Annotated in this window: 21 protein-coding genes and 1 pseudogene; 2 read left to right on the top strand and 20 right to left on the bottom strand. The window is 36.1% G+C overall.

Annotated features, from left to right (window positions below):
* Positions 1-262, bottom strand: a 262-nt coding sequence (gene tnpA / locus BUB45_RS08235) for an IS200/IS605 family transposase (RefSeq protein WP_139300120.1), incomplete at its 3' end; no start/stop codon positions are given.
* A 457-nt stretch (positions 263-719) separates the two neighbouring features.
* On the opposite strand from tnpA, the gene BUB45_RS08240 reads away from it, so the two are divergent.
* Positions 720-1,346: a metal-dependent hydrolase gene (locus BUB45_RS08240; RefSeq protein WP_073007238.1), complete on the top strand. Its 627-nt coding sequence runs from the start codon at positions 720-722 to the stop codon at positions 1,344-1,346.
* A 153-nt stretch (positions 1,347-1,499) separates the two neighbouring features.
* Here the strand turns inward: BUB45_RS08240 and tkt are convergent, their stop codons facing one another.
* The 9 genes from tkt to BUB45_RS08290 all read right to left on the bottom strand — a co-directional run bounded on the left by tkt (position 1,500) and on the right by BUB45_RS08290 (position 13,230).
* A complete protein-coding gene (gene tkt / locus BUB45_RS08245) occupies positions 1,500-3,500 on the bottom strand; it encodes a transketolase (protein ID WP_073007240.1) in 2,001 nt (666 codons plus the stop codon).
* Between the two features lie 43 nt (positions 3,501-3,543).
* Positions 3,544-4,902: a PTS ascorbate transporter subunit IIC gene (locus BUB45_RS08250; RefSeq protein WP_073007243.1), complete on the bottom strand. Its 1,359-nt coding sequence runs from the start codon at positions 4,900-4,902 to the stop codon at positions 3,544-3,546.
* 21 nt (positions 4,903-4,923) lie between these two features.
* A complete protein-coding gene (locus tag BUB45_RS08255) occupies positions 4,924-5,205 on the bottom strand; it encodes a PTS sugar transporter subunit IIB (protein WP_073007245.1) in 282 nt (93 codons plus the stop codon).
* Between the two features lie 16 nt (positions 5,206-5,221).
* Complete coding sequence (locus tag BUB45_RS08260) at positions 5,222-7,249, bottom strand: BglG family transcription antiterminator (protein ID WP_073007248.1); 2,028 nt, start codon at positions 7,247-7,249, stop codon at positions 5,222-5,224.
* 379 nt (positions 7,250-7,628) lie between these two features.
* Complete coding sequence (locus BUB45_RS08265; protein WP_073007251.1) at positions 7,629-8,168, bottom strand: NADPH-dependent FMN reductase; 540 nt, start codon at positions 8,166-8,168, stop codon at positions 7,629-7,631.
* Positions 8,169-8,429: 261 nt separating this feature from the next.
* Entirely contained in the window at positions 8,430-10,277 is a 1,848-nt protein-coding gene (locus BUB45_RS08270; protein WP_073007253.1) for an LTA synthase family protein, read from the bottom strand.
* Positions 10,265-11,887 (bottom strand): aminotransferase class V-fold PLP-dependent enzyme, encoded by a 1,623-nt coding sequence (locus tag BUB45_RS08275; protein ID WP_073007256.1) that lies wholly within the window; start codon positions 11,885-11,887, stop codon positions 10,265-10,267. Before BUB45_RS08275 ends, BUB45_RS08270 begins: the two co-directional genes overlap by 13 nt.
* On the bottom strand, positions 11,887-12,426 hold the full coding sequence (locus tag BUB45_RS08280) for a glycerol-3-phosphate acyltransferase (protein WP_244527692.1): 540 nt from the start codon (positions 12,424-12,426) through the stop codon (positions 11,887-11,889). Before BUB45_RS08280 ends, BUB45_RS08275 begins: the two co-directional genes overlap by 1 nt.
* 258 nt (positions 12,427-12,684) lie before the next feature.
* Entirely contained in the window at positions 12,685-13,230 is a 546-nt protein-coding gene (locus BUB45_RS08290; protein WP_073007261.1) for a DUF6944 family repetitive protein, read from the bottom strand.
* 520 nt (positions 13,231-13,750) lie between these two features.
* On the opposite strand from BUB45_RS08290, the pseudogene BUB45_RS08295 reads away from it, so the two are divergent.
* A pseudogene (locus BUB45_RS08295) lies at positions 13,751-14,058 on the top strand (transposase); the annotation flags it as partial.
* 149 nt (positions 14,059-14,207) lie between these two features.
* On the opposite strand, the gene BUB45_RS08300 reads toward BUB45_RS08295, so the two are convergent.
* From BUB45_RS08300 to BUB45_RS08345, 10 genes are all read right to left on the bottom strand, one after another.
* Positions 14,208-14,900, bottom strand: coding sequence for an OmpA family protein (locus tag BUB45_RS08300; protein WP_073007264.1), 693 nt, complete (start codon positions 14,898-14,900; stop codon positions 14,208-14,210).
* On the bottom strand, positions 14,890-16,719 hold the full coding sequence (locus BUB45_RS08305) for a MotA/TolQ/ExbB proton channel family protein (RefSeq protein WP_073007267.1): 1,830 nt from the start codon (positions 16,717-16,719) through the stop codon (positions 14,890-14,892). The genes BUB45_RS08300 and BUB45_RS08305 overlap by 11 nt, the downstream gene beginning before the upstream one ends.
* 251 nt (positions 16,720-16,970) lie before the next feature.
* On the bottom strand, positions 16,971-17,795 hold the full coding sequence (locus BUB45_RS08310) for a YihY/virulence factor BrkB family protein (RefSeq protein WP_073007270.1): 825 nt from the start codon (positions 17,793-17,795) through the stop codon (positions 16,971-16,973).
* Between the two features lie 101 nt (positions 17,796-17,896).
* Positions 17,897-18,082, bottom strand: coding sequence for a hypothetical protein (locus BUB45_RS08315; protein ID WP_073007274.1), 186 nt, complete (start codon positions 18,080-18,082; stop codon positions 17,897-17,899).
* 384 nt (positions 18,083-18,466) lie between these two features.
* Positions 18,467-18,784, bottom strand: a complete 318-nt coding sequence (locus BUB45_RS08320; RefSeq protein ID WP_073007276.1) for a hypothetical protein — start codon at positions 18,782-18,784, stop codon at positions 18,467-18,469.
* An 11-nt stretch (positions 18,785-18,795) separates the two neighbouring features.
* Complete coding sequence (locus BUB45_RS08325) at positions 18,796-20,172, bottom strand: M56 family metallopeptidase (RefSeq protein WP_073007278.1); 1,377 nt, start codon at positions 20,170-20,172, stop codon at positions 18,796-18,798.
* 15 nt (positions 20,173-20,187) lie between these two features.
* A complete protein-coding gene (locus BUB45_RS08330; protein ID WP_212590752.1) occupies positions 20,188-20,538 on the bottom strand; it encodes a DUF4367 domain-containing protein in 351 nt (116 codons plus the stop codon).
* 24 nt (positions 20,539-20,562) lie between these two features.
* Positions 20,563-21,255, bottom strand: coding sequence for a LolA family protein (locus tag BUB45_RS08335; protein ID WP_212590753.1), 693 nt, complete (start codon positions 21,253-21,255; stop codon positions 20,563-20,565).
* A gap of 40 nt (positions 21,256-21,295) precedes the next feature.
* Positions 21,296-22,756 carry a sensor histidine kinase gene (locus tag BUB45_RS08340; RefSeq protein ID WP_073007286.1) on the bottom strand — a complete coding sequence of 487 codons (1,461 nt, stop codon included), beginning with the start codon at positions 22,754-22,756 and terminating at the stop codon, positions 21,296-21,298.
* A complete protein-coding gene (locus BUB45_RS08345) occupies positions 22,753-23,454 on the bottom strand; it encodes a response regulator transcription factor (RefSeq protein WP_073007289.1) in 702 nt (233 codons plus the stop codon). Before BUB45_RS08345 ends, BUB45_RS08340 begins: the two co-directional genes overlap by 4 nt.
* Positions 23,455-23,471 lie beyond the last annotated feature (17 nt).

Genomic DNA, 23,471 nt, shown 5'->3' on the forward strand with positions numbered 1-23,471 from the left:
ATCTCGATGATCTTCCTTTTAGATACTGCAATATTTTACTTGGGGCAATACTTGGAGGACAAGATAATAATAAATGAATGTGGTCTTTCCCAACACTTCCTTGCAATATGGTAATTCCTCTGGCTTCACAACCTTGTCTTATCAAATCACGCACTCTCACCGCTATATGCCCGCCCAAAACCTTATATCTATACTTTGTCACCCATATGACATGATACTTAATATCATACACAGCATGACTATTTTTTCTATATCCTTCCATACTTTCACCTCTTCACTTAGTATGGACAAAAAAGATAAGGCTAAAAGCGGATACCGTCTAAAGACGGTGGAGTTAGACCACGCATTTGTAAATTAAATCATCCATTCGCATTAATCCCTTTCTTCTCTCCTAATTTATTATGCCAAACTATATAAAGAAATTTCACTTCTTTCGGTTATGGCAGCCGTCAAGCCTAAATACTTCATGCTTTTCTATAGCTTAAAAAAGGAGGCGTAATTTTCGTGCTTCCCTCACTACATATTACATACCCATCTTTTGTAGAAAATATATACGTAAAAAATTGTATGCCAATAGATTTTTATAACAGTTATCAACTATCCTACTAAACAGAACATACATTTTGGTGTACAATGGTAAAAGTGCATTTTAGTAGCCGAATTATCATCAAGAAACATTTTAGTACTTTCCGAAACAACTTAGAAGGAGGTTTATATTTATGAATGGTACAACTCACGCAGCAATCGGAACGGTAACTGGCTTTATAATTGCAAATAACTTACAAAGCCCTCCTACAGAAACAGCTTTACTTGTTAGTCTTGGGACCTTTTCAGCATTAATTCCAGACTTAGATATTGATGGGAAATTACGAGGTAAGATTACCCTATCGCATAAACTGTTTCGAACAATTGCTCAGGTTATCGGTGTATTACTTATTATTTACAGCTTTTATGAAGGAGTAGGTAGCAAGCAATGGATTGGAGCTGGGAGTGGATTTGCTTTGCTTTCCATCTCTATTCGCCTTAAACAGAAACATATGCTTACCATAACCGGATTAGGTGTTATTATTGGTGGACTTGCATTGCAAGAACAGTGGCTGCTATTATTAGGAATTTATGTTATTATTGCTTCTTTCGTAGCACATAGAAGTTATACACATTCCATTGTCGGTCTTTTGTTTTTTGGATTTATTGCCTATTACTTAGATCAATTACTTCAAATCAAAGGAGTATATTATTCATGTCTCATTGGCTATATAACACATATCATTGCTGATAGTAAATTTTTACCCTTTAATAAACGTGGTGTGAAACTGTTCTTACCATTTTGGAATAAGGAGTTTTAACTCCTTCGCTTATACGTAAGACTAAAATAATGAACGCTCCTAAAATCCAACTTATGGTATATTGAACTAATTTTTTGATAGAACGAAATGAAATTTGTTTAAAAAGAAGTGGGGATACTCGTATCTTAAAAGTATCCCCATGGAACCATTTGTTTATAATAAGTTTTTAAAGTTGGCTACGACGTTTTCTACAGTAAATCCAAATTTATCAATCACTTGGTCTCCTGGTCCAGAAACGCCAAATGAATCAATGCTCATTACTGCACCATTACATCCTGTATATTCCTTCCAACCAACCTTAGAACCCATTTCAATGGATAAGCGTGTTTGTAAATGCGAAGGTAATACACTTTCTTTGTATTCTGGTGACTGTTTATCAAATAGATCCCAAGATGGCATACTGACAACATTCACATGAATATCTTCTTCAGCAAGCTTTGCCTGAGCCTTCAAAGCGAGGTGAACCTCTGATCCTGCAGCAATTAAAATTCCTTCTGCTGTTTTTTCAGCCTCCGATATAACATAAGCTCCTTTTGGAACACCTGTTACTGCCTTTTCCCCTGTCTGTCTTAAAGTTGGGACGGCTTGACGCCCCAGTACGAGAATGGTTGGACGATCCTTTTGTGTTACGGCAATTTTCCAAGCTTCTTTCGTTTCATTCGCATCTGAAGGTCTTAATACGGTAATATGAGGCATCGCTCGAAAAGAGGCTAAATGCTCAACCGGTTGGTGAGTTGGCCCATCTTGTCCAACCGCCACACTATCATGGGTAAACACAAAGGTTACCGGTTGCTCCATCAAAGCGGACAGTCGAATAGCTGGTCGTAAATAATCCGAAAATACAAAGAATGTACTGACAAATGGTCTTAAATAATGACGTGCCATTCCGTTTGCGATAGCACCCATAGCAAATTCTCGAACACCAAATGAAATATTTCTACCAGCATAATTTTGTGATGTTAAATCAGGAAATGATTGTAACCTTGTTTTCGTTGAAGCATTTAAATCTGCGGATCCACCAACTAGTTCTGTAAAGTGCTCTGCTAAAGCTTGCTGCACTTGACTTGCGGAAGCACGTGTCGCAACTGCCTCTCCTTCTTTGTAAACAGGCAAATCATCTTCCCAGTTTTTTGGTAAATCACCAGCGATTAATCGCTTTAATTCAACAGCAAGCTCTGGATACACTTCTTCATACTGCTTAAATAATTTATTCCATTGCTCCTCTTTTTTGGTTCCATTCTCTAAAATACTACGAAAATCTTCGTATACTTCTTCAGGTACATGGAAATCTTCTTCATAGTTCCATTTATAAAACGCTTTTGCACGTTTAATCTCTTCAACACCAATTGGATCACTGTGTGCATCACTTTTACCTTCAATAGTAGGAGCACCATAGCCGATTTTTGTTTTAATTTCGATAATTGTTGGGCGGTCTTCATCCGCTTTCGCTTCTTTAATTGCTTGTTCAATTGCTTCTATATCATTTCCATCTTCAATATAAAGGTATTGCCAATGGCAAGATTCAAACCGCTGTTTGATATCTTCTGAAAACGATAACGCTAGTTCACCATCTAAACTAATGTCATTAGAGTCATATAAAACAATTAAACGACCTAACTTTAAATGTCCTGCTAAAGATGCTGCTTCATAAGAAATACCTTCCATTAAGTCACCATCACCACAAATAGTATATGTGTAATGGTCAACAATTGGATAGCCTTCCCGATTAAAAGTTTCAGCTAAATGTCTCTCAGCTAAAGCTAAACCAACAGTAGCTGGTATTCCTTGCCCAAGTGGTCCTGTAGTAATTTCCACTCCTGGCGTTACCCCAAATTCTGGATGTCCTGCTGTTTTACTACCTAATTGTCTGAAGTTTTTCAACTCATCTAAAGATAGATCGTAACCCGCTAGATGTAATAAGCAGTAATGTAGCATAGAACCGTGACCTGCCGATAAAACAAAGCGATCTCGATTGAACCATTCAGGGTTTTTAGGATTCATATTCATGATGCGTTTCCATAGGCTGTATGCCATTGGCGCTGCTCCCATTGGCATACCTGGATGACCATGTTGCGCACGTTCTACCGCATCAATCGTTAGGGTACGAATGGTATTGATAGATAAGTTTTCAATGTTGTTTCCTGATTTCGTCATAGATGACTCCTCCAGTTCATTTTTTCTTGTATTATTTTCCTATTTAAACGTTTTTTGTTGCTTCTTTTTTCTTACCAAAAGGAATAAGCATTAAGCCTAGAATGACAATTAAGCTAATAACGATTGCAATTGGGCCTGCATAATTTGCTAATGTTCCAAAGAATATACCGGATACACCAAAGTCAGCATCAGAGAAGGTTGTATTGGCAAAACCTAGCTCTCCTAGGACTGGAAGTAAAAATATTGGTAAAAACGAAATAATAATTCCGTTTACAAACGAACCGGCAACAGAACCTTTTATACCACCTGTTGCATTACCTAAAACACCAGCTGCTGCACCTGTGAAAAAGTGTGGCACAACACCAGGAAGAATAATGGTTGTACCTAAAACAAACATAATTCCCATACTGAATATCCCGCCAATAAAACTACTGAAAAAACCAATTAAAACAGCGTTCGGTGCATACGTATAAATAATCGGAACATCAAGAGCTGGTTTTGCATTTGGAACAATCTTCGTAGAAATCCCTTTAAATGCTGGAATAATCTCTGCTAGCACGAGACGAACACCTGATAGTATAATGAACACCCCAGCCGCAAAACTACCACCTTTCATCAAAGAAAACACGAGGTAGTTTGTACCATCACTAAGTTCCGCTTCAATAAATGTGGAGCCCGCAAAGAGCGCAACAATGATATACATAACAATCATGGTTAAAGCAATACTTACCGTACTATCGCGTAAAAATCCAAGTCCTTTTGGAAAATCAATATTCTCTGTGGAATGCTCTTTGCTTTTTTTGAATAATTTTCCAGTTAATCCGCTAATAGCATACCCTACCGCACTAAAATGGCCTAAAGCGACATTATCATTACCAGTAAGCTGTCGCATAAATGGTTGTAAAATAGCTGGAGATAGCGTCATAATAATACCTAACGCAACCGCACCTGCAGCGATTAATGGTATCGTATCAAATCCTGCTACAGCCATTATTACGGCAAGCATACAAGCCATATAGAGTGTGTGATGTCCAGTTAAGAAGATATATTTATATCTTGTAAATCTGGCAATGAGAACGTTAACAATCATTCCAAAAAACATAATGAGTGCTGTATTTGTCCCATATTCATTCAACGCCAATGCAACGATGGCCTCATTATTTGGTACTACTCCTGACACATTAAATGCTTCTTGGAACATAGCACCAAATGGAGAAAGGCCTTGTTCTAGTATTCCAGCTCCCGAAGCAATAACAATAAACCCAACGAATGTTTTAATAGCGCCTTTCATGATTTCTGACAAATTTTTTCTTTGCGCTAATAATCCAATTAGCGCAATGGCAGCAACTAAAATGGCTGGCTGACTTAAAATATCGACTAAGACACTTAAGAATTCATTCATGGTAGTCATCCTTTCCTCGTATTAAATTAGATTTTTTTCTTTTACTACTTTTGTTACCTTGTCCCTCAACTCATCCATATCTATAATATTATCTAACACGATTACTTCACCTAAATGGGCGCCTCCCTCAGCAATATCTTTTGCTAAAAAGAATACATCTGCGTCTCCAGGTGTTGCTGAACTTAAATCAGAATGCGACACTTCAACACCCGTGACACCTATCTCTTGTAAAATTTGTTGAATATTCATTTCCACCATAAAACTTGTTCCTAATCCTGACCCACATACTGCTAAAAATTTCATTTTTTCCATCTCCTTTTTATTTAATAATTTCCATGACCTCTTGCGCTGTTTGCGCTGCTTTTAAAGCTTGTAGTATTGCGTTATCTGACAGCAACTTTGTTAAATGAGATAATGCTTTTAAGTGCGCCTCATTATCAACCGCTGCTAAACAAATAAAGACATCAATTTGATGGTCATCCTTTCCTAGCAATTTAACTGGTGTGTTTGTTCTTAAAAATGACATCCCTAAATGGACTACGCCTTCCTCTGGTCGTGCATGAGGAATAGCAATTCCTTTACCTATATGAATATAAGTTCCTACTTCTTCGACTTTTTTATTCATCGCCTCAATATATTCTGGTCTAATTTTATGAGCTGCAAGTAATGGTTGTGCAGCCATTTCTATCGCTTCTTTCCAGCTCAAAGGCTCATCTGTAAACTGAATCATTTCTTCGGTAAGTAATTCTGAAAGCATTGGTTTATACCCTCCTATATCGGTATGACTTAGATGTATGAGATCAACAAGGTCTGAAAATAACCGTTTCTCATCTTTAATTTCTGTATGTTTTGCTATAACTTCCATTATTTGATCCATCGAAAAATCGTAATTATTTAAAATAGGGAATTGATTCATTACGGATTCAATTAAATAATTTTTTTCTATTTTTGAAAGCAATGGTTTCACTGTAAATATCGGCTTGGGCGAATCCACATCTACTGTAGTAAAGATCAGATCATAACTAGACGTTGGAAGTAAGCTCACTTGTTCAGCTGTGTGCACCCGGGAAAAATGAATGTTTGGAAACATCTCCTTTAACTGTGCACGCAACATAATGGAAGAACTAACGCCGTTAGAACAAACAATTAATCCATGAATTTCTGTTTTATTCCTATTTCTATTTTTTTCAAGATAACCGCCAAAATGAAGCGTAAAATAACCTATTTCCTCATCACTAATTGGCTTTTTTGTCCAATCAGATAAAGGAGCGAGCGAGCGTTTGACAAATTGAAACAATTCCACATACTTTTGTTTAATTTGTGATGTTAAAGGGTTCACAAGCGGTATTTCAAATATAATTCGATAAAAAGCTGGAACGAGGTGGTTATACAAGCTTTTTTGTAAGAACGTTTTATTATCAATCGGAAGCAAGGTGTTTTTTTCAAATGCTTCAATGATTTGCATGGTCAGTCTGCTTAAATATGGATTTTCTTCTAATTTCACTTCCTGTAAGGCAATTAATAATTGCAAGGTCAAATAATATTGTTCTTCTAATTGATTATTTTCAAATAATCGTCGTGCCAACTCTTCTACCAGCCCAAACAAGCGTTGTGAACGCAATAACTGTTTCTCTTCTTGAGAAAACAATGGCTCGATGTTTGCAGTTCGGACTCTTATAAACGTCAAATGAAAAATAACTTCGGCTTTTCTATCCTTCACTAAATGAATTTGCTTTACTTTTAACACATCATTCACTGTTAACTGCGTATTCACATAGTAGCCTTCCTGTTTCCACGATTTTAATACGAGTACTAACATCTCTTTTCCTAGTGACTTTGTGAGCAAGTAATTGATACAAAAGCTTGCTAACCTTCTTTTTTCCATTTCTGTACCAGTTAAGTGGTAGCCATCTTTCCTTGAATATTGAAGGATAACCCCTTTTTTTTGACACAACTTTTTTGCTTTTTTCACATCACTTAGCGCTGTATTCTTACTTACGTAAAGCAATTGCTGATAATGATAATTGGAAACAGGTTCTTTGCGAATAAACGTGTATAAATAGAGTAAATAAATACGTTCCTCTTCTGATAAAACAATGTGATGCATAGAAATATCCAAAGGAGCACCAGCTTGAAGTAAATCCTTCACTTTAGCATCAACGACAAATTGTTGATCATGCAGTTTAATTGGCTCTAACTTCATACTTTTTAAAGTGTTATTCACTTTTTCCAAATCATAGTTAAATTGCCGTTCTGAAACATCTAATTTTCGTATGAGTTGAGAAACAGTAATCTCATCATGCGTAATAATTTCTTCAAACAGTTTAAAAGACCTTTGATCAAACAACTTTGCCCCTCCTTTAACTTTATTGTAATGCGCTTACAATGTTGATTCAACAGTGTTTTAGCCCAAACTATGTAGCCTGTTGCTATGTTCTATTGTGCTCTTTTTATGAAATCTTATGAAAACTGTTGTCTCAGCAAGCTACACAGATTAATTATGTTCATTTTTGTATAAAGGCATCTTCACATAGAAGAGCGAAATCTATTCTTCTTTTTCATCAAATCTTAAAAACGAAAACTGTAAGCCTTCATCATATACTTTCCTCAAATGCAAATAGCCGAACAATTTTATTTTAATTGTTCGGCTATGACTATATGGAGTTACAGAGGTCCCCTTTTCTTAAAAATAAGTGATAGATCTATTTATTTTTGCTTACATTTATTTAAATGCTATACGTACGTTTTTTAATTGTAATCATTTCTTGAGCGAGCTTATTTATCCTTTCTTGTACATCTTGGTCAATAATCTCATTATCATCATTAAAACAATCATTGTTAACAAAAACACTATAACGAGGTATGATTCCTTTCAAATAAGCAAGTATTGGCTTTAATTGATATTCGGATACGAGAAAGTGCTTATCCGATCCAGCAGTAGTTACAATTCCTGTAACTTTTGATTTGAAGGCGTCGATTGGAAAATGGTCGAGCAAATTTTTCAACGCACCTGAAATAGATGCTTGATAGATAGGTGAACCAAAAACAATCATATCTGCTGCTAAAATCGTATTTACTACATACCATGTGTCTTTATTATAATAGGCTAAAGGTGACCCCTTAACAAACTCTACATCATATTCTTTCAAGTCGATTAATTCGATTTCTATTTGTTTATCGACACGTTTGGCTACACGTAAAACGTCATGTACTACTTGCGACGTTTTTTCACCAACTAACGAGCCGGCTATTCCAACAAGTTTCACAGCTGTCCCCTCCTGCTTTATCTATGGATAGTTAATATAAGTTTAAGTTGAAAATAACATTATGAATAAACGGTTACAAGCTCAATCGAAATACGACTGGGACTATGCAACCGATGCTTACGTACACACCTCTCTAAAAATTCTAAATAAATATTTCAGTGATATAAGTGTAATAAGTATGCACAAAGAATAGCTTACCATAGATATAATAGCAAATTTTTTGCTTCATTCTGTTTCATCAAAAGGGCCTCTCCTTCGAGGTTATTTTCCGATAAAGCGAAATAGATCACCAAGGATAATTTGATCCGAAGCATATAATTCATTTCTCGCCGTTTCTAAATAATCAGTACATGTATTTGATTTGACAACCTGTTGCTTGTGCTTATGATAACAACGACCATTTACATAAGCATATTTCCCTGTGACGATGCTTCCATCACGAAACACAACAGGGGCTTCATTATCTCTCGTAAATAGATTGCGACTAAAATTTATTTGCTCCTTATCTCGTACACCCATTAATTCAGAAACAGTTGCATGAATATCAATCGTTCCTCCCACTGTTTCTATCTTTTTTCCTTCTTGTCCTGGTACATGGATAATTACTGGCACCTTTTGTAGCTCAAGGTGGCTCATTTCCGTATCCTCTTGCCCAAGTAATTCATAAACGCCAGCTTCATATTTTTGGGAAATACCATAATGATCTCCATAGATAACAAACACTGTATCTTCATACATGTCTTTTTCCTTTACTAATTCAAAAAAACGTTTTAATGCTTCATCCTCATACCGAACGGTTGTTACATATCGATTAACAACACCTACAGATGTATTCGCAGGTGCAATAGATTGATCCTCTTCTTCTAATAAAAATGGAAAATGATTCGTTAACGTAAGGAAACTTGCCATATAAGGTTCAGATAAATGAAGTAATTTTTCCATTGATTGCTCAAAAAAGGGAATATCTTTTAACCCATAATTAACCGAATTTTCTTCTGTCACATGATAATCTTTTTTCGAGAAAAACCTATCAAACCCTAACGATTGATACATATCGTCTCTATTCCAAAAAGAAGCATCATTTCCATGAAAAGCAGCAGCCGTATAGCCATTTGCTTCTCGCAAGATATGCGGTAAAGATTGAAATTCATTGTTCGGTCTGCGAACAAATACAGATCCACTTGGTAAAGGATATAAGCCAGTATTAATCATAAATTCAGCGTCAGATGTTTTTCCTTGCGCTGCTTGGTCGTATATATTGTTAAAATAAAAACTGTCTTGAATCAGCTCATTTAAAAATGGGGTTATTTCTTTGCCATTCACTTTTTGGTTAACCACAAAATTCTGTGTAGACTCTAAACTAATAAAAACAACATTCTTTCCTTCCGCTATTCCAAATTCCTGAAACGAATCCTTTTCTTCATTACCTTGGATATACGATTGTACTTCTTTTACATCTGCCTCATCTGCAAAAGCTTTCATTACGGGAGATTTAACACCATTTGCTATATTTATCAGCTGATAATTATATAAACCTAATGACTTCACTAGTTCTTCACGATCGTAATCTGTTTGTAAAAGAAACGGATTTTGAATGAGCGCAATGACCAAAGTAAAGACAAGCAACCCCACACCAGTAAAAGCATATCTTTTCTTATTAGGTACTACTGGATGGTTTTTCTTTCTGTTCATTTTAAAAATAACATACCCAATAACTGCAACATCCACAAATAACAACGTATCAAGCGGGGAAAAGAGTTCAACCGTGCTAGGTCCTAAACCTCCTACATTGTTCAATTGTAGTAAAACAGAAACGGTAACAAAATCAATATAAAACCGATAATATAGCACATTTGCATACAATATGCCTAACAATAATAGATAAATGATAAATAGCATAAGTGGAGACAAACGTTTTCTCCACAAGAAACTAATCCCAAACATGATCATAATAATGCCAATCGGGTTGATAAAAACGACCATGATATCAAACCAAGAATAAAGCGGTAGTTGAAAAGTAGTAAAAGAAATAATGACTGATTTTAACCATAATAAGATAATCAGCGTCATCAATACATTTCTTTCGATCAACAGAGTTAATTTTCGCATGAATGAATCTCCTTCTCCCTAGCAAACTGTTGATATACCTCAACAATAATCTCTATGCCTTTCATAATATGCGAAGCTTGTTGTTGTCCCATAATAGCCACTTGAAACCAGTTATGGTTTAGTAAATAACTGCTTTCATAACTAACTTGAACCCCTTTTTGTTTTAACACATCACCAAACTGACGTGAACGAATTTCAGGAGGTAGACAAACCGTCACAATGCCTGGAGAATAATTTTCTCCAGTAAGCACTTGCATGCCAACGCTTTGAAAGGCATTGCTTATATCTCGAAATAGCTTTGTTTTATCTGGACAAAACTGCTGTAAAGCAGCTTGCATAGCAAACAAACTATTGGATGAATGCGTAAACGGAATACTATCGCTTGTTTGATACCTACCAAGGTCTAAATAACTAGGTATTGAATTTTGTGGAAAAAGCTTCTCGTGATGAAACACAATAGCTAATCCCGGGTATGAACCGATACCTTTTCCACTTACCGTGCTTGCTAAATAAACGGACTCTAAATGAAGCGGTAGAACACCAACCGTACTACAAGCATCTATACATAAACGGACACCATATTTGTTACATAGCTGCTTTAAATCTTCCAATGGATAAACATAGCCTGTTGATGTCTCGCAATGGACAGTCCATAGCCATTCTATTTCTGGATGCTCCACCAATGTTCGTTTTATTTCTTCTAAAGTAATCGGTGCACTCCACGACTTAGAAATGCTTTGGAAAGTAAGGCCGAATCTAACAGCTTGATCCATTAAACGTTCTCCAAATTCGCCATTTGACAGAATTAACCCTGCACCTGGAAGTGTTGTTAATTGAGCAGCAATCATATCATTTGCAAGTGTACCTGTCCCTACTGCAATTTCTACATAATTAGCATTGGTTACATCACATAATTGTTGCTGTACCTCTTCCATCACTTTATGTACATCCTTCGCACGATGAGATATTGCTTTATCACTCCATGCTTTTTTTACAGCATCAGAAACCTCTACAGGACCTGGTAGAAAATTATAATTCTCTTGCCGTGCTTCTTTTCGCAACATTCGTTCAAATAATTTAGAGGCACGCTCAAAGTTTTTCTTCGTTAAATACATGGGTTGATACGGGGCTTCTTCTGTTCCAACTAATGGTCCAAACGCTTTAAACCCTAAATGCTTATAGAGCTTGGTTTGCCTTAATGTTCCAGAAATAACCGCCATATTAAACCCTTTTTCCAAACAATAGTCTACTAACGTTTCACAGAGACCATAAAAGATACGCCCTCCTCGATACTGCTTTTTTATAGCTAATAGACGTATTTCACAAGGGGTTGCAGATGCAGGTAAATAATCATCCACATTATCTAATTTCTGGTCAAGCGAAAAAGGTCTTTGATTATGAACCGAAATCATGCCAATTACTTCCTTGCCTCGTTTAGCAATAACATATGTATTCTTATCGTCAAAACGGTCTACTAATCTATGGTCGCTGTTCTTTTCATGCTGTGGAATCTCTTCAACAAACGTTTCATAGTTTAAACGATAGATTTGCTCTAACTCTTCTTCTAAGTCTGCTATCTTATAAATTACAAAGTATGATTCTTTCACCATTAGTCCCCATTTCTATGCATAATTACAACAACAAACAGCATTATAAAATAAACTACTGTCAACTCGATATTTCTAAAGAAAATGAACAAGTTTAACGGGATACTACTAAACCCAATCATCGCTATTAACGTAAGATTTTTATGAAGCTGATACCCTACCAAGATGATAAAACCACAAACAACTAAAGGGATAGGTGCTAACATAAGTGCTGTAGCTAAGTATACAACTACTCCCTTTCCTCCACGAAAACCTAGTTGTACTGGCCATAAATGACCTAGGAGAAGGGCAATAGCCATACACCCTAATATAATCGTATCCATTTCCCAAAAGCTGATAGCTATCCATAACGGAATAATTACCTTCCATGCATCTATGATTACTGTAACAATAAACGCAGAACGACTAAAGACCCTCCCCGCATTTCTAGCTCCAGCATTCGTACTACCTAATTCTCTAATATCTTGTTGATAAAATAGTTTACCAACATAATAAGCGCCATTTAAACAGCCAAATACATAGGCAACCAAAATCCAAATCACTTTTTCCAGTGGCTTCACCCCACATCGAACATATTCCGATTCTCTTTATATTCTAACATTATAATCCAAAAAATTTTAGCTTTCCAAAAATTATTCTCAAATAAAACCAGTATGAATTTACCATAAAGTGTTAGAAAAAATTGGCTTAGCCAAGTCATAATGGGGGAATGCTTCGTATTTTTTATGTGATAAACCAAAAAAACGTATGCTTTCCTTTAATGTAAAAAGAAAAGCACCCGTTAAGATGCGTTTCAATAACTATTCTTCTTGAAATGCTCCAATAAACGATATAACGGTGCCTACTGCTTGTATCCAACTTCCTACAACCCCAATTATACGCTGATCAGACTGATTGTTTTGAAGCGTTTGAATGCCGCTTATTGCTTGTAAAGAGTTACCAATACCTTGCAATAATGCTCCGATAGTATTTTCCCACACACCCTTTGTGTGATCAGCCCATTCATCACTAGCAACTAGAAAACTCCCCAATGCCTGCATCCACAGTCCTGTTATAATCCATTTTTCTTTTGTTATAGGATCAGAAGAACGATAAATCAACATTCCTACTATTACAGTTGAATTGCCCGTAGCTTGAATTTGGTACCCTAATTTTTCAAAAGAAGCCGTGGTTTCCCCATCAGCAGTGACGCCGCTTCCTAGAGCTTGTAATACATTACCTATTAATCGAAGTTGAAAACGTTGATCTTCACTTAAAGATAATTGGGGAGTGCTACCAATCGCCGCTTGTATCGTTCCAATTGCCGAAAGAAGAGATCCCGTTATTTCCTTTAAATTAGATGCCATTTGATACCCATTCCATCATTTTCTGAACTGAACTTTTACGTAATCAATAACTAGTGTATGACAGATATCGTATAAGTGATTCTGCTAAAAGTGATTTTCTGACTTTAAAGAGACAACGAAGATAGGGATAGCTGTCATTTTTAATACAGAATCTCTCTACAATTACGCTCCTGTAGCATGACAATGCTTATCCCCTCTCGTATATTATGTTTAGGCGTTATTTTTCCGCCTATTTTATTCTAACTAATTTATAAAAATTGTATCTGCTAGTGCTACCGTTACTTTCCACTGCAGGCGGACGCTTTCCTCAGGGCTGATTGAGTCTCCTCACTCGCAAAAAACGCTCGTTGCGGGGTCTCAAGTCTCATGCTTTTCCCGCTGGAGTCGCCGCCTTCCGTTCCAAGTAACTTGGTTTGGACAAACTCATGAATTAGTAAAGACCTAAGATAATATGTCAAATGTCTTGGACGTTCCGTGATGTTCCTAGATAATGGTCTTAGGATCATTTGGGACAATTCACGAAGCGAAGATCGCCAAATATGCAGGACTCTATGGCGTAAACACCAATCTGGTCGCTTTACAGCTGACGACACATCGTTATCGCGTAATGGAAATCAGTATCTCCGTTATTACCTCGTTGAAGCCGCCAACTTGGTAAGAAGGCATGTTCCTGAATACAAAGAGTATTACGCGAAAAAGTTCGATGAAGTACCAAAGCATCAACACAAAAGAGCCCTCGTCTTAACTGCAAGAAAACTAGTACGTTTGGTGGATGCGCTACTACGCAAAAACCAAATTTACACGCCACAAAGGAGCGTCAATACATGAAGCATAATTAGCTTCTAATCCTTTGAGTAATTTGCAGTATTTTACACATGTTTACTGGAGTCGGTTTAGGGTTGCCTTTTTTAAGCAAATTGTACCTTGATAACTAAAAAACTATTTAATTTTTACTTGACATACTACCGCAGGTCTTTCTACTCACCTAATATATCTCTTGTTTTATCTAATATTTCTTCGTCCTTGAGTCGAAATTTGAATTCCACTCTACGAGAAGCTTCTGCACTATAATCCCCTTTCTCATCCATCCTAACGTCGGAGAATGATTTACTGTTTACTGTTAATTTATTTGCTAAATGCTGCTGGATATTCTTGTATGGAAAATCATCACTTAATAGGTAGGCAGCAACACTATATGCCCTATTCTGTGCTAACTGTAAATTATATAAATATGACCCATCACGGTCCGTATGACCTTCAATAATGATCTCCGCAACATACTCTTCATATCCTTCTTGCAACAAAATATCCAAATATTTGGGAACAAATTCGTCTAAAAAAGTATAAGAGTTAGCCTTTAACTCGTGCTTATCATAGGCAAACAAAATCTCTGTATTAAAAATGATGGCGCCCGTCTTTTCGTCGACTTCAACACCTAATTCAGAACCACCGAACTCTTCTTTTAAGTCTTCCACTAACTTTGCTCGTACCCCCATAATTTGGTCTAACGTCTTTTTCATTTCTTCTATTTGTAAGGATTTAATAATCATCATAGCAACAAAAATTAGAATAAAGCAAAGCAAAATCGTTGTAAGTAAGTCTGTAAATGATGGCCAAAAATGTCCTTCGTCCCTATTCTGCCTAAATAAACGCTCATATTTAGTATTCATTTTGGTTCAGCCTAATCGCATTATTTGCAGTGTAATTACGTTGTGAGAAAGTTGCCAATTGCTCGTTTAACATGTGAATTTCCCGCTGCAGATCCTGTACGCTTTGTTGGATTGCCCTTACTTGATTTTGCTGTATCGTGTCATTTCTTCTTCTTAGTTCATTCCATTCATTGCGCAGCCCTTCATTTACTTCACGCATGGACGATTGGAGAGCTTGACCAATTTGATCTAATCGTTTTCCTACAGACCCTTCCAAATTATGAACATAATTGGCTAACGTATCCTTTAATATATGCACACTATTATCCAAATGGTTCTCGCGTTGCTGATGGGTTTGCGTCATTTGGGAAATGGTTCCATTTATTTCTTGTAACAATTGACTATTTTTCATAGCCATTTGTTCAAAAGAACTTATCGTTTGCTGCAAATGTTTTTCAAATGCCGTCGTATTTGTAGCCTGTGATTTCATATGATTGCTAAATGTACGGTTAAATTCTTTTAATTCTTGGAAACGATCCGATAATAAATGTTTATATTCTGCTTGCGTTTGGTTAATGACTTCAAGAGCATTTGGAAGCTGTGTTAAACCATCCCCCATTTTATCAAATTCTCTCGACAGTCCATGTAGCTGTTCAATCACACCTGATAGCTTTGTCGATAGATCCGCACCAAATATGGATCTAAATTCACTGTTCTGTGACTCCATTTGCACAACGAGTTGTTTGCTCTTTTCCTGTATCGCGGTGAAATTATGATGTAACGATGCTTGTTCATCTAATAAAGTAGATGTGAATTGTTTTATTTCCTCTGTGGAATCTAAAAAATTTTGCAACATGCCCATTTGCGAAATCGTTGCTTCTTTTATCTTCTCATATGTTTGTTCGAACGCTTTCTCCTGTCGTTCGTTATGACTATCCATACGTTTAAAATACGTAAATAATGTAGCAAAATTTTCGTTTAGATTGTCCGTTCCCGTAGCAAAACGATCGGTTACTTTTTGCATATGTGTAAATAATTGCTGAAATGATTCGAGATTATCTGAAAGCCCATGATTAAATGCAGCTAAGTCTTTAGCGGATTGTTCCAAACTTGAGGTGTAATTTTGAAATCCAGCGAAGGCGGCTTCTATTGTTTTAAAGGACTGTTGATTCGATTTTTGTAAATGCTGTATAGAGGTATGAATCGCCTCTGAAATGCTTACTAATCGTTGCAGTCCTTTTTCCTCTGTGCCTTCTAATCTTGTCTCCGTCATCAGCATAATATCTGTTAACATAAATTCTGTATTGAATACCTTTATTAATACCGTCATCACTAATGAAAATCCCATCCCAACAATACTTGTATAAAAAGCAACATCAATACCAGCTAATACACTTGCTACCCCTGTAACCACATCATTTCCTTGTAAATCAATACTACCTAAAGAAGAGGTTAAGCCAATAAATGTGCCAAGTACTCCTAATAATATAAACACTGACACGGTCATTTGGACCATTTTAATGAGACTAACGACAGACACCTGCCATATACGCCAGTTCGAAAATTGCTCTTGAACAAATGTCTCCACTTTAACCATTTCTCGTTTTTGCTTTTGTTCATATTGTTCTTTCAATGTTTTTAACGGATATACATTCAAATTCCCCGTCGTTTTAAGATGATTTCGAATCATTTTTAATTTATTGTAAATGGTAAAATGAATCAGCAAAGCCAACAGAAACATGACAAACAGGACAACAAAAATAAACTCAATAATGGAGCTGCTTAAAATAGCTTCCACTCTTTGTTCTGATGTAAATAATTTAAGCATAAATTCAACCATGGATTCCCCTCCTACTACGTCCCAAATGTATTACTATATAGATATTCAAGGCATGTTCCAATCATGAATATAGATAGGAGAGAATCCGTTATTTATTGTCTGATTAAAAAATGAATAGGTTTGCGAAATAGTAGTTAAGGTAGCGAAGATCCTGTATTTACGAGTGTTTCAAACTTTTGTCGGAGAAAAAACAGGGGAAACAGTATCCGCTCAGCTCATACAAACGATATCGTATGTCATGATTTTCAAGGCTAAAAAGAACGCCTTTCGCTACGTTGAATCGGATAAACCATAGCATTAACTAGTCCCCCAATAATAATGATCATAGCAGACATATAAAACCAAATCATTAATACAACAATACCGCCTAATTGTCCATAAAAAGCGGTATAATCGTTACGACTAACAAAAGTAGCAAATTGAAGGGAGATAATTTGCCAACCAATTGTAGCGACAAGCGCACCTGGAAGAACTTGCTTTACTTTGACACGTAGATTTGGAGTGAAATAATAAAGTAGAAGAAAAAAAGTCATGATTAAAAAACTACCAACTCCCCATTGGATAAAATCCCACAAACGATGAAAACTATCATTGGTAAATATATCGACCAAATATGCCCTCAGTGTTCTTTCCAAAACAGGAACAACAACAGAAAACAAGAAAACAATCATAAATCCTATCGTTAACATTAGCCCTTCAATTACTTGCCTTACGATACTTTCCTTCGCATGCACGTTATAAGCCGTGTTAAGTATACGTTTCATGGATTGAAATCCCATTGAAGCAAGCCATACAGAAATAACCAAGCTTAAAGAAAGCAAGGGTTGATTTTGATTTGCAAGCACAGCAGTTAACGTATTTCTAATGAGACGATACGTTGTATCCGGTGCATACGGTTCAATTAGCGTTAAAATATAATCTTCATTAAAGGGCAAATAAGGAATTAACGAATAAATGACGAACAGAAACGGAAAAACAGATAGCAGGAAATAATAAGCCATTTGTGCAGAAAGATCGTACACTTTATATATAAAAAATTTTCTCCCTAGTTCGTAAAAAAATAGTAAGATAGACATCATAAGTCCCCTTCCATCGTCTGTCTATCTTATTTCTGTCCGTTTATGTTTTTTTTATCCAACTTATACCATTGTTAGAAAAACTTCTAGAAATCCCCCTATCACTTTCCTAATGCTTCATTGGATTGTTTGTTGATTAAACGGGCCATGCTCATGGAATAGATGAGTATTACTATTCCAAAAAAGAATAAGAAATCGAAGTTCAAACCATGTAAAAGCCCATATAACAGTAGTAATAAGATTAAAATGAGATGCAAAATATGAATAGTGAAAAGTTGTTTTTCCAAGTAATCACTCCTCGTATATTATGTTTAGGCGTTATTTTTCCGCCTATTTTATTCTAACTAATTTTATAAGATTGTATCTGCCAGTGCCCCCGTTACTTTCCACTGCAGGTGGACGCTTTCCTCAGGGCACCTTGAGCCTCCTCACTCGCAAAAAAAGCTATACTCATGCTTTTCCTGCATGAGCCACCACATTAAGTGCCAAATAACTGATTACCTTCTCCTACTATTACTGGATATGTCAATTTTCAGGGTACTGAAATGCTCTCTAGATAATGGCCTTAGGGGCATTTGGGACCATTATCTCACGCTTCCTATATATGAAATGGTTTCTTTTTTCTCACTATCAAGATTTGTTGAACAAGTCTTGATAGTGAGTGCTACAACTTATAAGTTAACTCTTTTATGCTGGAAGAAATCTGGCAACGATTCTTTTATCCGTGCAATTAGCCACGCTTTTCTCGTACTCTTCCAATTTTCTTCTTTACATAGTTGTTGAATACGCCAATATAACGGCGGATGCGGCATAAACTGAAACTCCATGAAGCGTAACAACCAGCTACCTCTTTCTATGCTGTTATGGTTATTCTCTTCAAGAGTGCTATATTGTAATGCCTTGTTTGTTGCTTGATCTTGGGCAACAGCTAATTCTTTCAATCCATCAGCCATATGTCTATTTCCCGCCTCTAATAGTTTAGCTCCCAAATAATCAGCCCTTATTTCTGTCCATTGAGAAATCCCTGATAAACAGATAAAAAAATAGCCGAAAATAAATTTATTAATATAATAAATAGTAATGGCTGTTCTATTAACTGTTTTAGTAAATCAAAAGATACAAAGATGCTAAATCCAAGAACAATCATTAACACCATCCGCCCAATTTGATTCACCATAACATCTCGTTTTTTTATGTGTATTGCCTCATGTGCTAAAATAGCCTTCACTGCAGACGAAGATAATTTCGTTGTTGCGCTAGTCAACATTATCGTACCTTTTCCAATGTGCATACCCGTTGCAAAACCGTTGTATACATCAGAATCAATCATATATAATCTAGTGCCTGTTATTCCAGCTTGCGAAAAAATTTCCTGGGAAATATGATATAACTCTCCCGCTGTAACTTCTTCTGCGTCTGAAGCATGAATAAGCAGTCGGTCTGCAATATACATATTAAACAGCCACCATAAAAATACAAAAACAGTAATCACATACCACGGGCAATGAAGAAAAATCAAAATACTTAGTAACGCTGTATATGCAGCAACACCTTTAACGCTAATTGCAAAATAGCCTTTCCATAACAAGCGCTTTATATTGCTCCTATGCCAGATCGGAAGAATATTTTTTTCCGTTTCTACTTGCGCTACTTGGATAAAACGATCCCAGTACATGGACCACGCCTCTACATTTACAGGTGTTAAATACATTGTTTCTCCAGAAAAAGTTAGACGCAATACGGTTGCAAATGAAGTTGTATAATCTTTACGTTCAGATAAAAAGGCAAAACTAGGATGAAGACGTAACATATCTGGATTAGATTGTTTTTGAATACTTTCTAGATGTTCCATTGGCAATTCTCTTGCTTCCAGTAAGGAAATAATGACCAGTACTTGTTCCTCAGGCAGCATATACACTTTGGCAAAGAGATAATCTAACAGGCGGTTCAAAAATGGTGGAAGCATCAAAATTAAATAGTAGCCAAGTACATACTTAAGCGTAATAATCATTTCTGGAAGAAAAAGAAGGCAAATAACAGAAACTCCTGCTATTCCACCAGCTAACCAAATATCCATCAAAATTCGCCTAACATCTCTTTTCAGTTCAACGATCTGAAAGTTTGTAACCGAAAGCTTTTGTTGTAATTGCTGTTTTTTTACCTTTTTGTCATGATCAAAAACAACAGTAAAACTGAAATAGGTGACGAACATCACACTAAGTGACAAAGCTGTATCGAAAAATTCATTCGTCATGAATAAATATACGATCATACTACAACTACTGATAAAAAGTAACCATACACTTATTTTCTTTGGAAGAATGAAAGAAATAAAGGTAAAGAAAATTGTAATAACACTTATGATAACGAGTTGCATATTCTTTTCCTCCAATTACGGGACATATTTCATTTTATTTACGAATTGTTTGACTTGGTTCACACTTAAATCTGCATCCATTATCATGAGAGAATAGCGCAGACCTTGTTCGTCCCATAACAACATTTGATACGTATCATCCTCCGTATACACCCCCTCCACGCCTCGAAATCTGATCCGCTTTTCATTTGACGCTGTAAACGATTCAATGCCATTATCATCTTCATTTGGTGTTGGAAAAACAGACAAGTTAAATATCGGTATGTTGTTATTTGTATAATCCATGCTTACTTCCGTACGCGAAAATTCACCTTTCAGTTCAATGAGTTCAACATTATTTAACACGATGTTTTCTGCTTCAGGCACATATAAGAATGTACTTCCCATCTGTTAGCGCGCTTCTTCTAAAGTAACTTTGCGATTTGGATTTAACTCATTCATATTTTTAACTTCTACATCTTTTGGTAATTTCAAGGAGTATTTTTCATCAGCTATATCTGCTTCAAAGTTAATTTGGTTATATTCTGTTTCTACTGTTTGGTTTCCTATCGTTGCCTTCATTTTTAAAACAATCCAGTTTTCCTTATCTATCCATAACTCTTGTCGACCATATAATTGATCTTTCGCTTTAGGCTTAGCGATGACGTGTTGCGTTTGACGACCAGCTACCTTCTGTTCTTTTCCCATGCTTATTTCATGTGTTTTTGAAATTTGTTCTAAAATAAAATTCACTTGATCCATAGGAGATGGTTGATTTAATGCAAGCATTTCTCGGTCATCCATGATGAGCGCTTGTTTTTGCTTTGGTTCGTAACTAATTAAAGATGAGCCATCATTAACGGAAATAGATATAGGTTCTTCTTTATTTCCTTCTATTTCCACACGAATTTTACCTGTACCATCACGCCATTCTTTCATTACAAACCGTTCTACTTCTGTTTCATTTTCTTTCGTTACCGTTGTCGACTCTCCATAATAAGCTACATTTGTTTCTTCTTCAGCGGCTAATACTTTATGAACCATTTCCTTTGGGGTAAATTGATTTGAACCTGGTGTACACGCTGATAATATGATTCCTCCCATGAGGCAGATTAAAATACTTATCTTATATTTTTCCATACGATCACCTTTCCAAAGTTTGAGGCAACATACAAACAACACATGTACCTACGTTTTTTTGGGAGAAGATATGTATCCACCCTCCATGCTCTTCAATTACTTGTTTTGCAATACTTAACCCTAAACCATTTCTTTGAAATTCTTGCTTACTCCTCGCTGGATTATGTTGGTAAAATGGTTCAAACACATACGGCAAAACCGCTTCATCAATCCCTTTCCCTTCATTTTGTATGAAAATGAAAGCTGCTTTCTCCTCTTGCCCCTTCCAATCTACGTTTTGCCGCACAAAGGAATAAGTCCAATCTGGCAAGTCTCCTGATACAACGCCTAACCAAATATTCCCATTAGTAGGCGTATGGGAAATTGCATTGCTCACAAGATTATCCATCACACGTATCATTTGGTTTGGGTCTACCTCGTATTTCCCTTTGACTTGCAAAGAAACATGCAAGTCAACCCCTTTTTGTTTACAAAGCGTTTCAAAGTCTGAGGTTAACATGTCAAAAAATTCTTCCCCATCTACTAAAGCCAATTCCAGCTGCTTTTCTGATGAGCGTAACATCGTGTAGGTTAATAAATCATCAAGCATTGCTTTTAGAAAATCTGTTTTTTCCATAATGATACGCAAATATTCCTTCTGTTCCTTTACATGGATATTTTTTTCAAATACTAATGACTCTGCGTATGCTTTGATGGAAGTCAACGGTGTTTTTAAGTCATGAGATACGCTAGCAACTAAGTATTCCTTTGCTTGCTGTTCTTGCTTAGCTATTTTTCTCGCCTTATTTATTTGTCTACTCATAACATAAAAATGTGCTGTTAATTCCCCCACTTCATCTTTTTTCGTCTTTCTTTCATGTATTAATTCCCCATCAGCAAATCGTTTCATATCATTAATAAGCATCTGCAATGGACGTACTATTTTTTTATTCACAAACAGGACAACTAACGTATAAATAACAATAAAAACAATAAATAAGCCCACACCTACTAAAAGAGCTCGATTCGTAACTCCCTCCACCCATTGTTCTCTAGGGATTTGTATTTCAAAAAATCCAATTAGTTCATCTTTCAGAAATACAGGTTGACGATATGTATAAGAGCGATAGCCTTGTTCTAAATCATATAGACCTTCATATAGCTGCTCTTTTCCATATTTTCGAAAAGCAGAAGTAACAGATGAATGAGATGCATACATAACCATGCCATCTTTATTTAGTAAAGTAACAGCTTGATTCTCATCTATATTATGCTTGATTTTGCCCCAATCGCTATTAAACTCGTATAATTCTGGGTCAGCAAGTAATGCCTTTAATGTTGTTATTTCCTTTACCGTTTCAATATGTTCTTGTATTTTCAGTTCATCATGGTACCCTTGTATGAATAAAAATAATAAATAACCTGCCATTACAGGAAGAACCATAACAACAAAATAAGATACCAGAAGCCATGTTTTTATTTTCATTGCATGTCACCAATAAAGCGATAGCCTTTTCCCCATACCGTTTGTATGTATCGAGGTGTCTTCACAGAGTCTTGCAACTTTTCTCTTAATGATTTAATATGAACCGTTACCGTATGTATGCCATCTAATTCAACTTGCTGCCAAATATGCTGATATAGCTCTTTCTTGGAGAACGTTTGCTCAGGATGTTTAGCCAAAACAGTAAGTAACTCCCATTCTTTATCGGTTAGCGTAATTCTTTTGCCTTGAAGAGAAACGTGGCGCTCTTTCCAATCTACCATTAGCCCATGTACATAAGAGGTGTGCTTTGTCTGTTTAGGAACTCCTTGGAACCTACGCCAACGACGTAAATGCGATTCTACTCGGGCTTTTAATTCCAGCATACTAAATGGTTTTGCTATATAATCATCTGCCCCTAACCCTAAACCTTTTACTTTATCCCCATCTGCTTTTCGAGCGCTTATGATAATCATTGGTACGTCACTTTTTAAGCGGATATTTTTACATAAAGAAAACCCATCCATTTCAGGAAGCATGACATCTACAATTACAAGGTCATAATTAGAAATTTCAAAATCTTCCCATCCTTCTAACCCTGTTGTAGCCCATGCTACCTGATAATGGTTACGCATGAGCATATCTCGAATGATACGTGCAATTTCCATATCGTCTTCCACAAGTAAAATATTTTCTTCCATCGGTCTTTCCTCCTACT

The organism is Virgibacillus chiguensis (assembly GCF_900129865.1).
GTDB lineage: Bacteria > Bacillota > Bacilli > Bacillales > Amphibacillaceae > Virgibacillus > Virgibacillus chiguensis.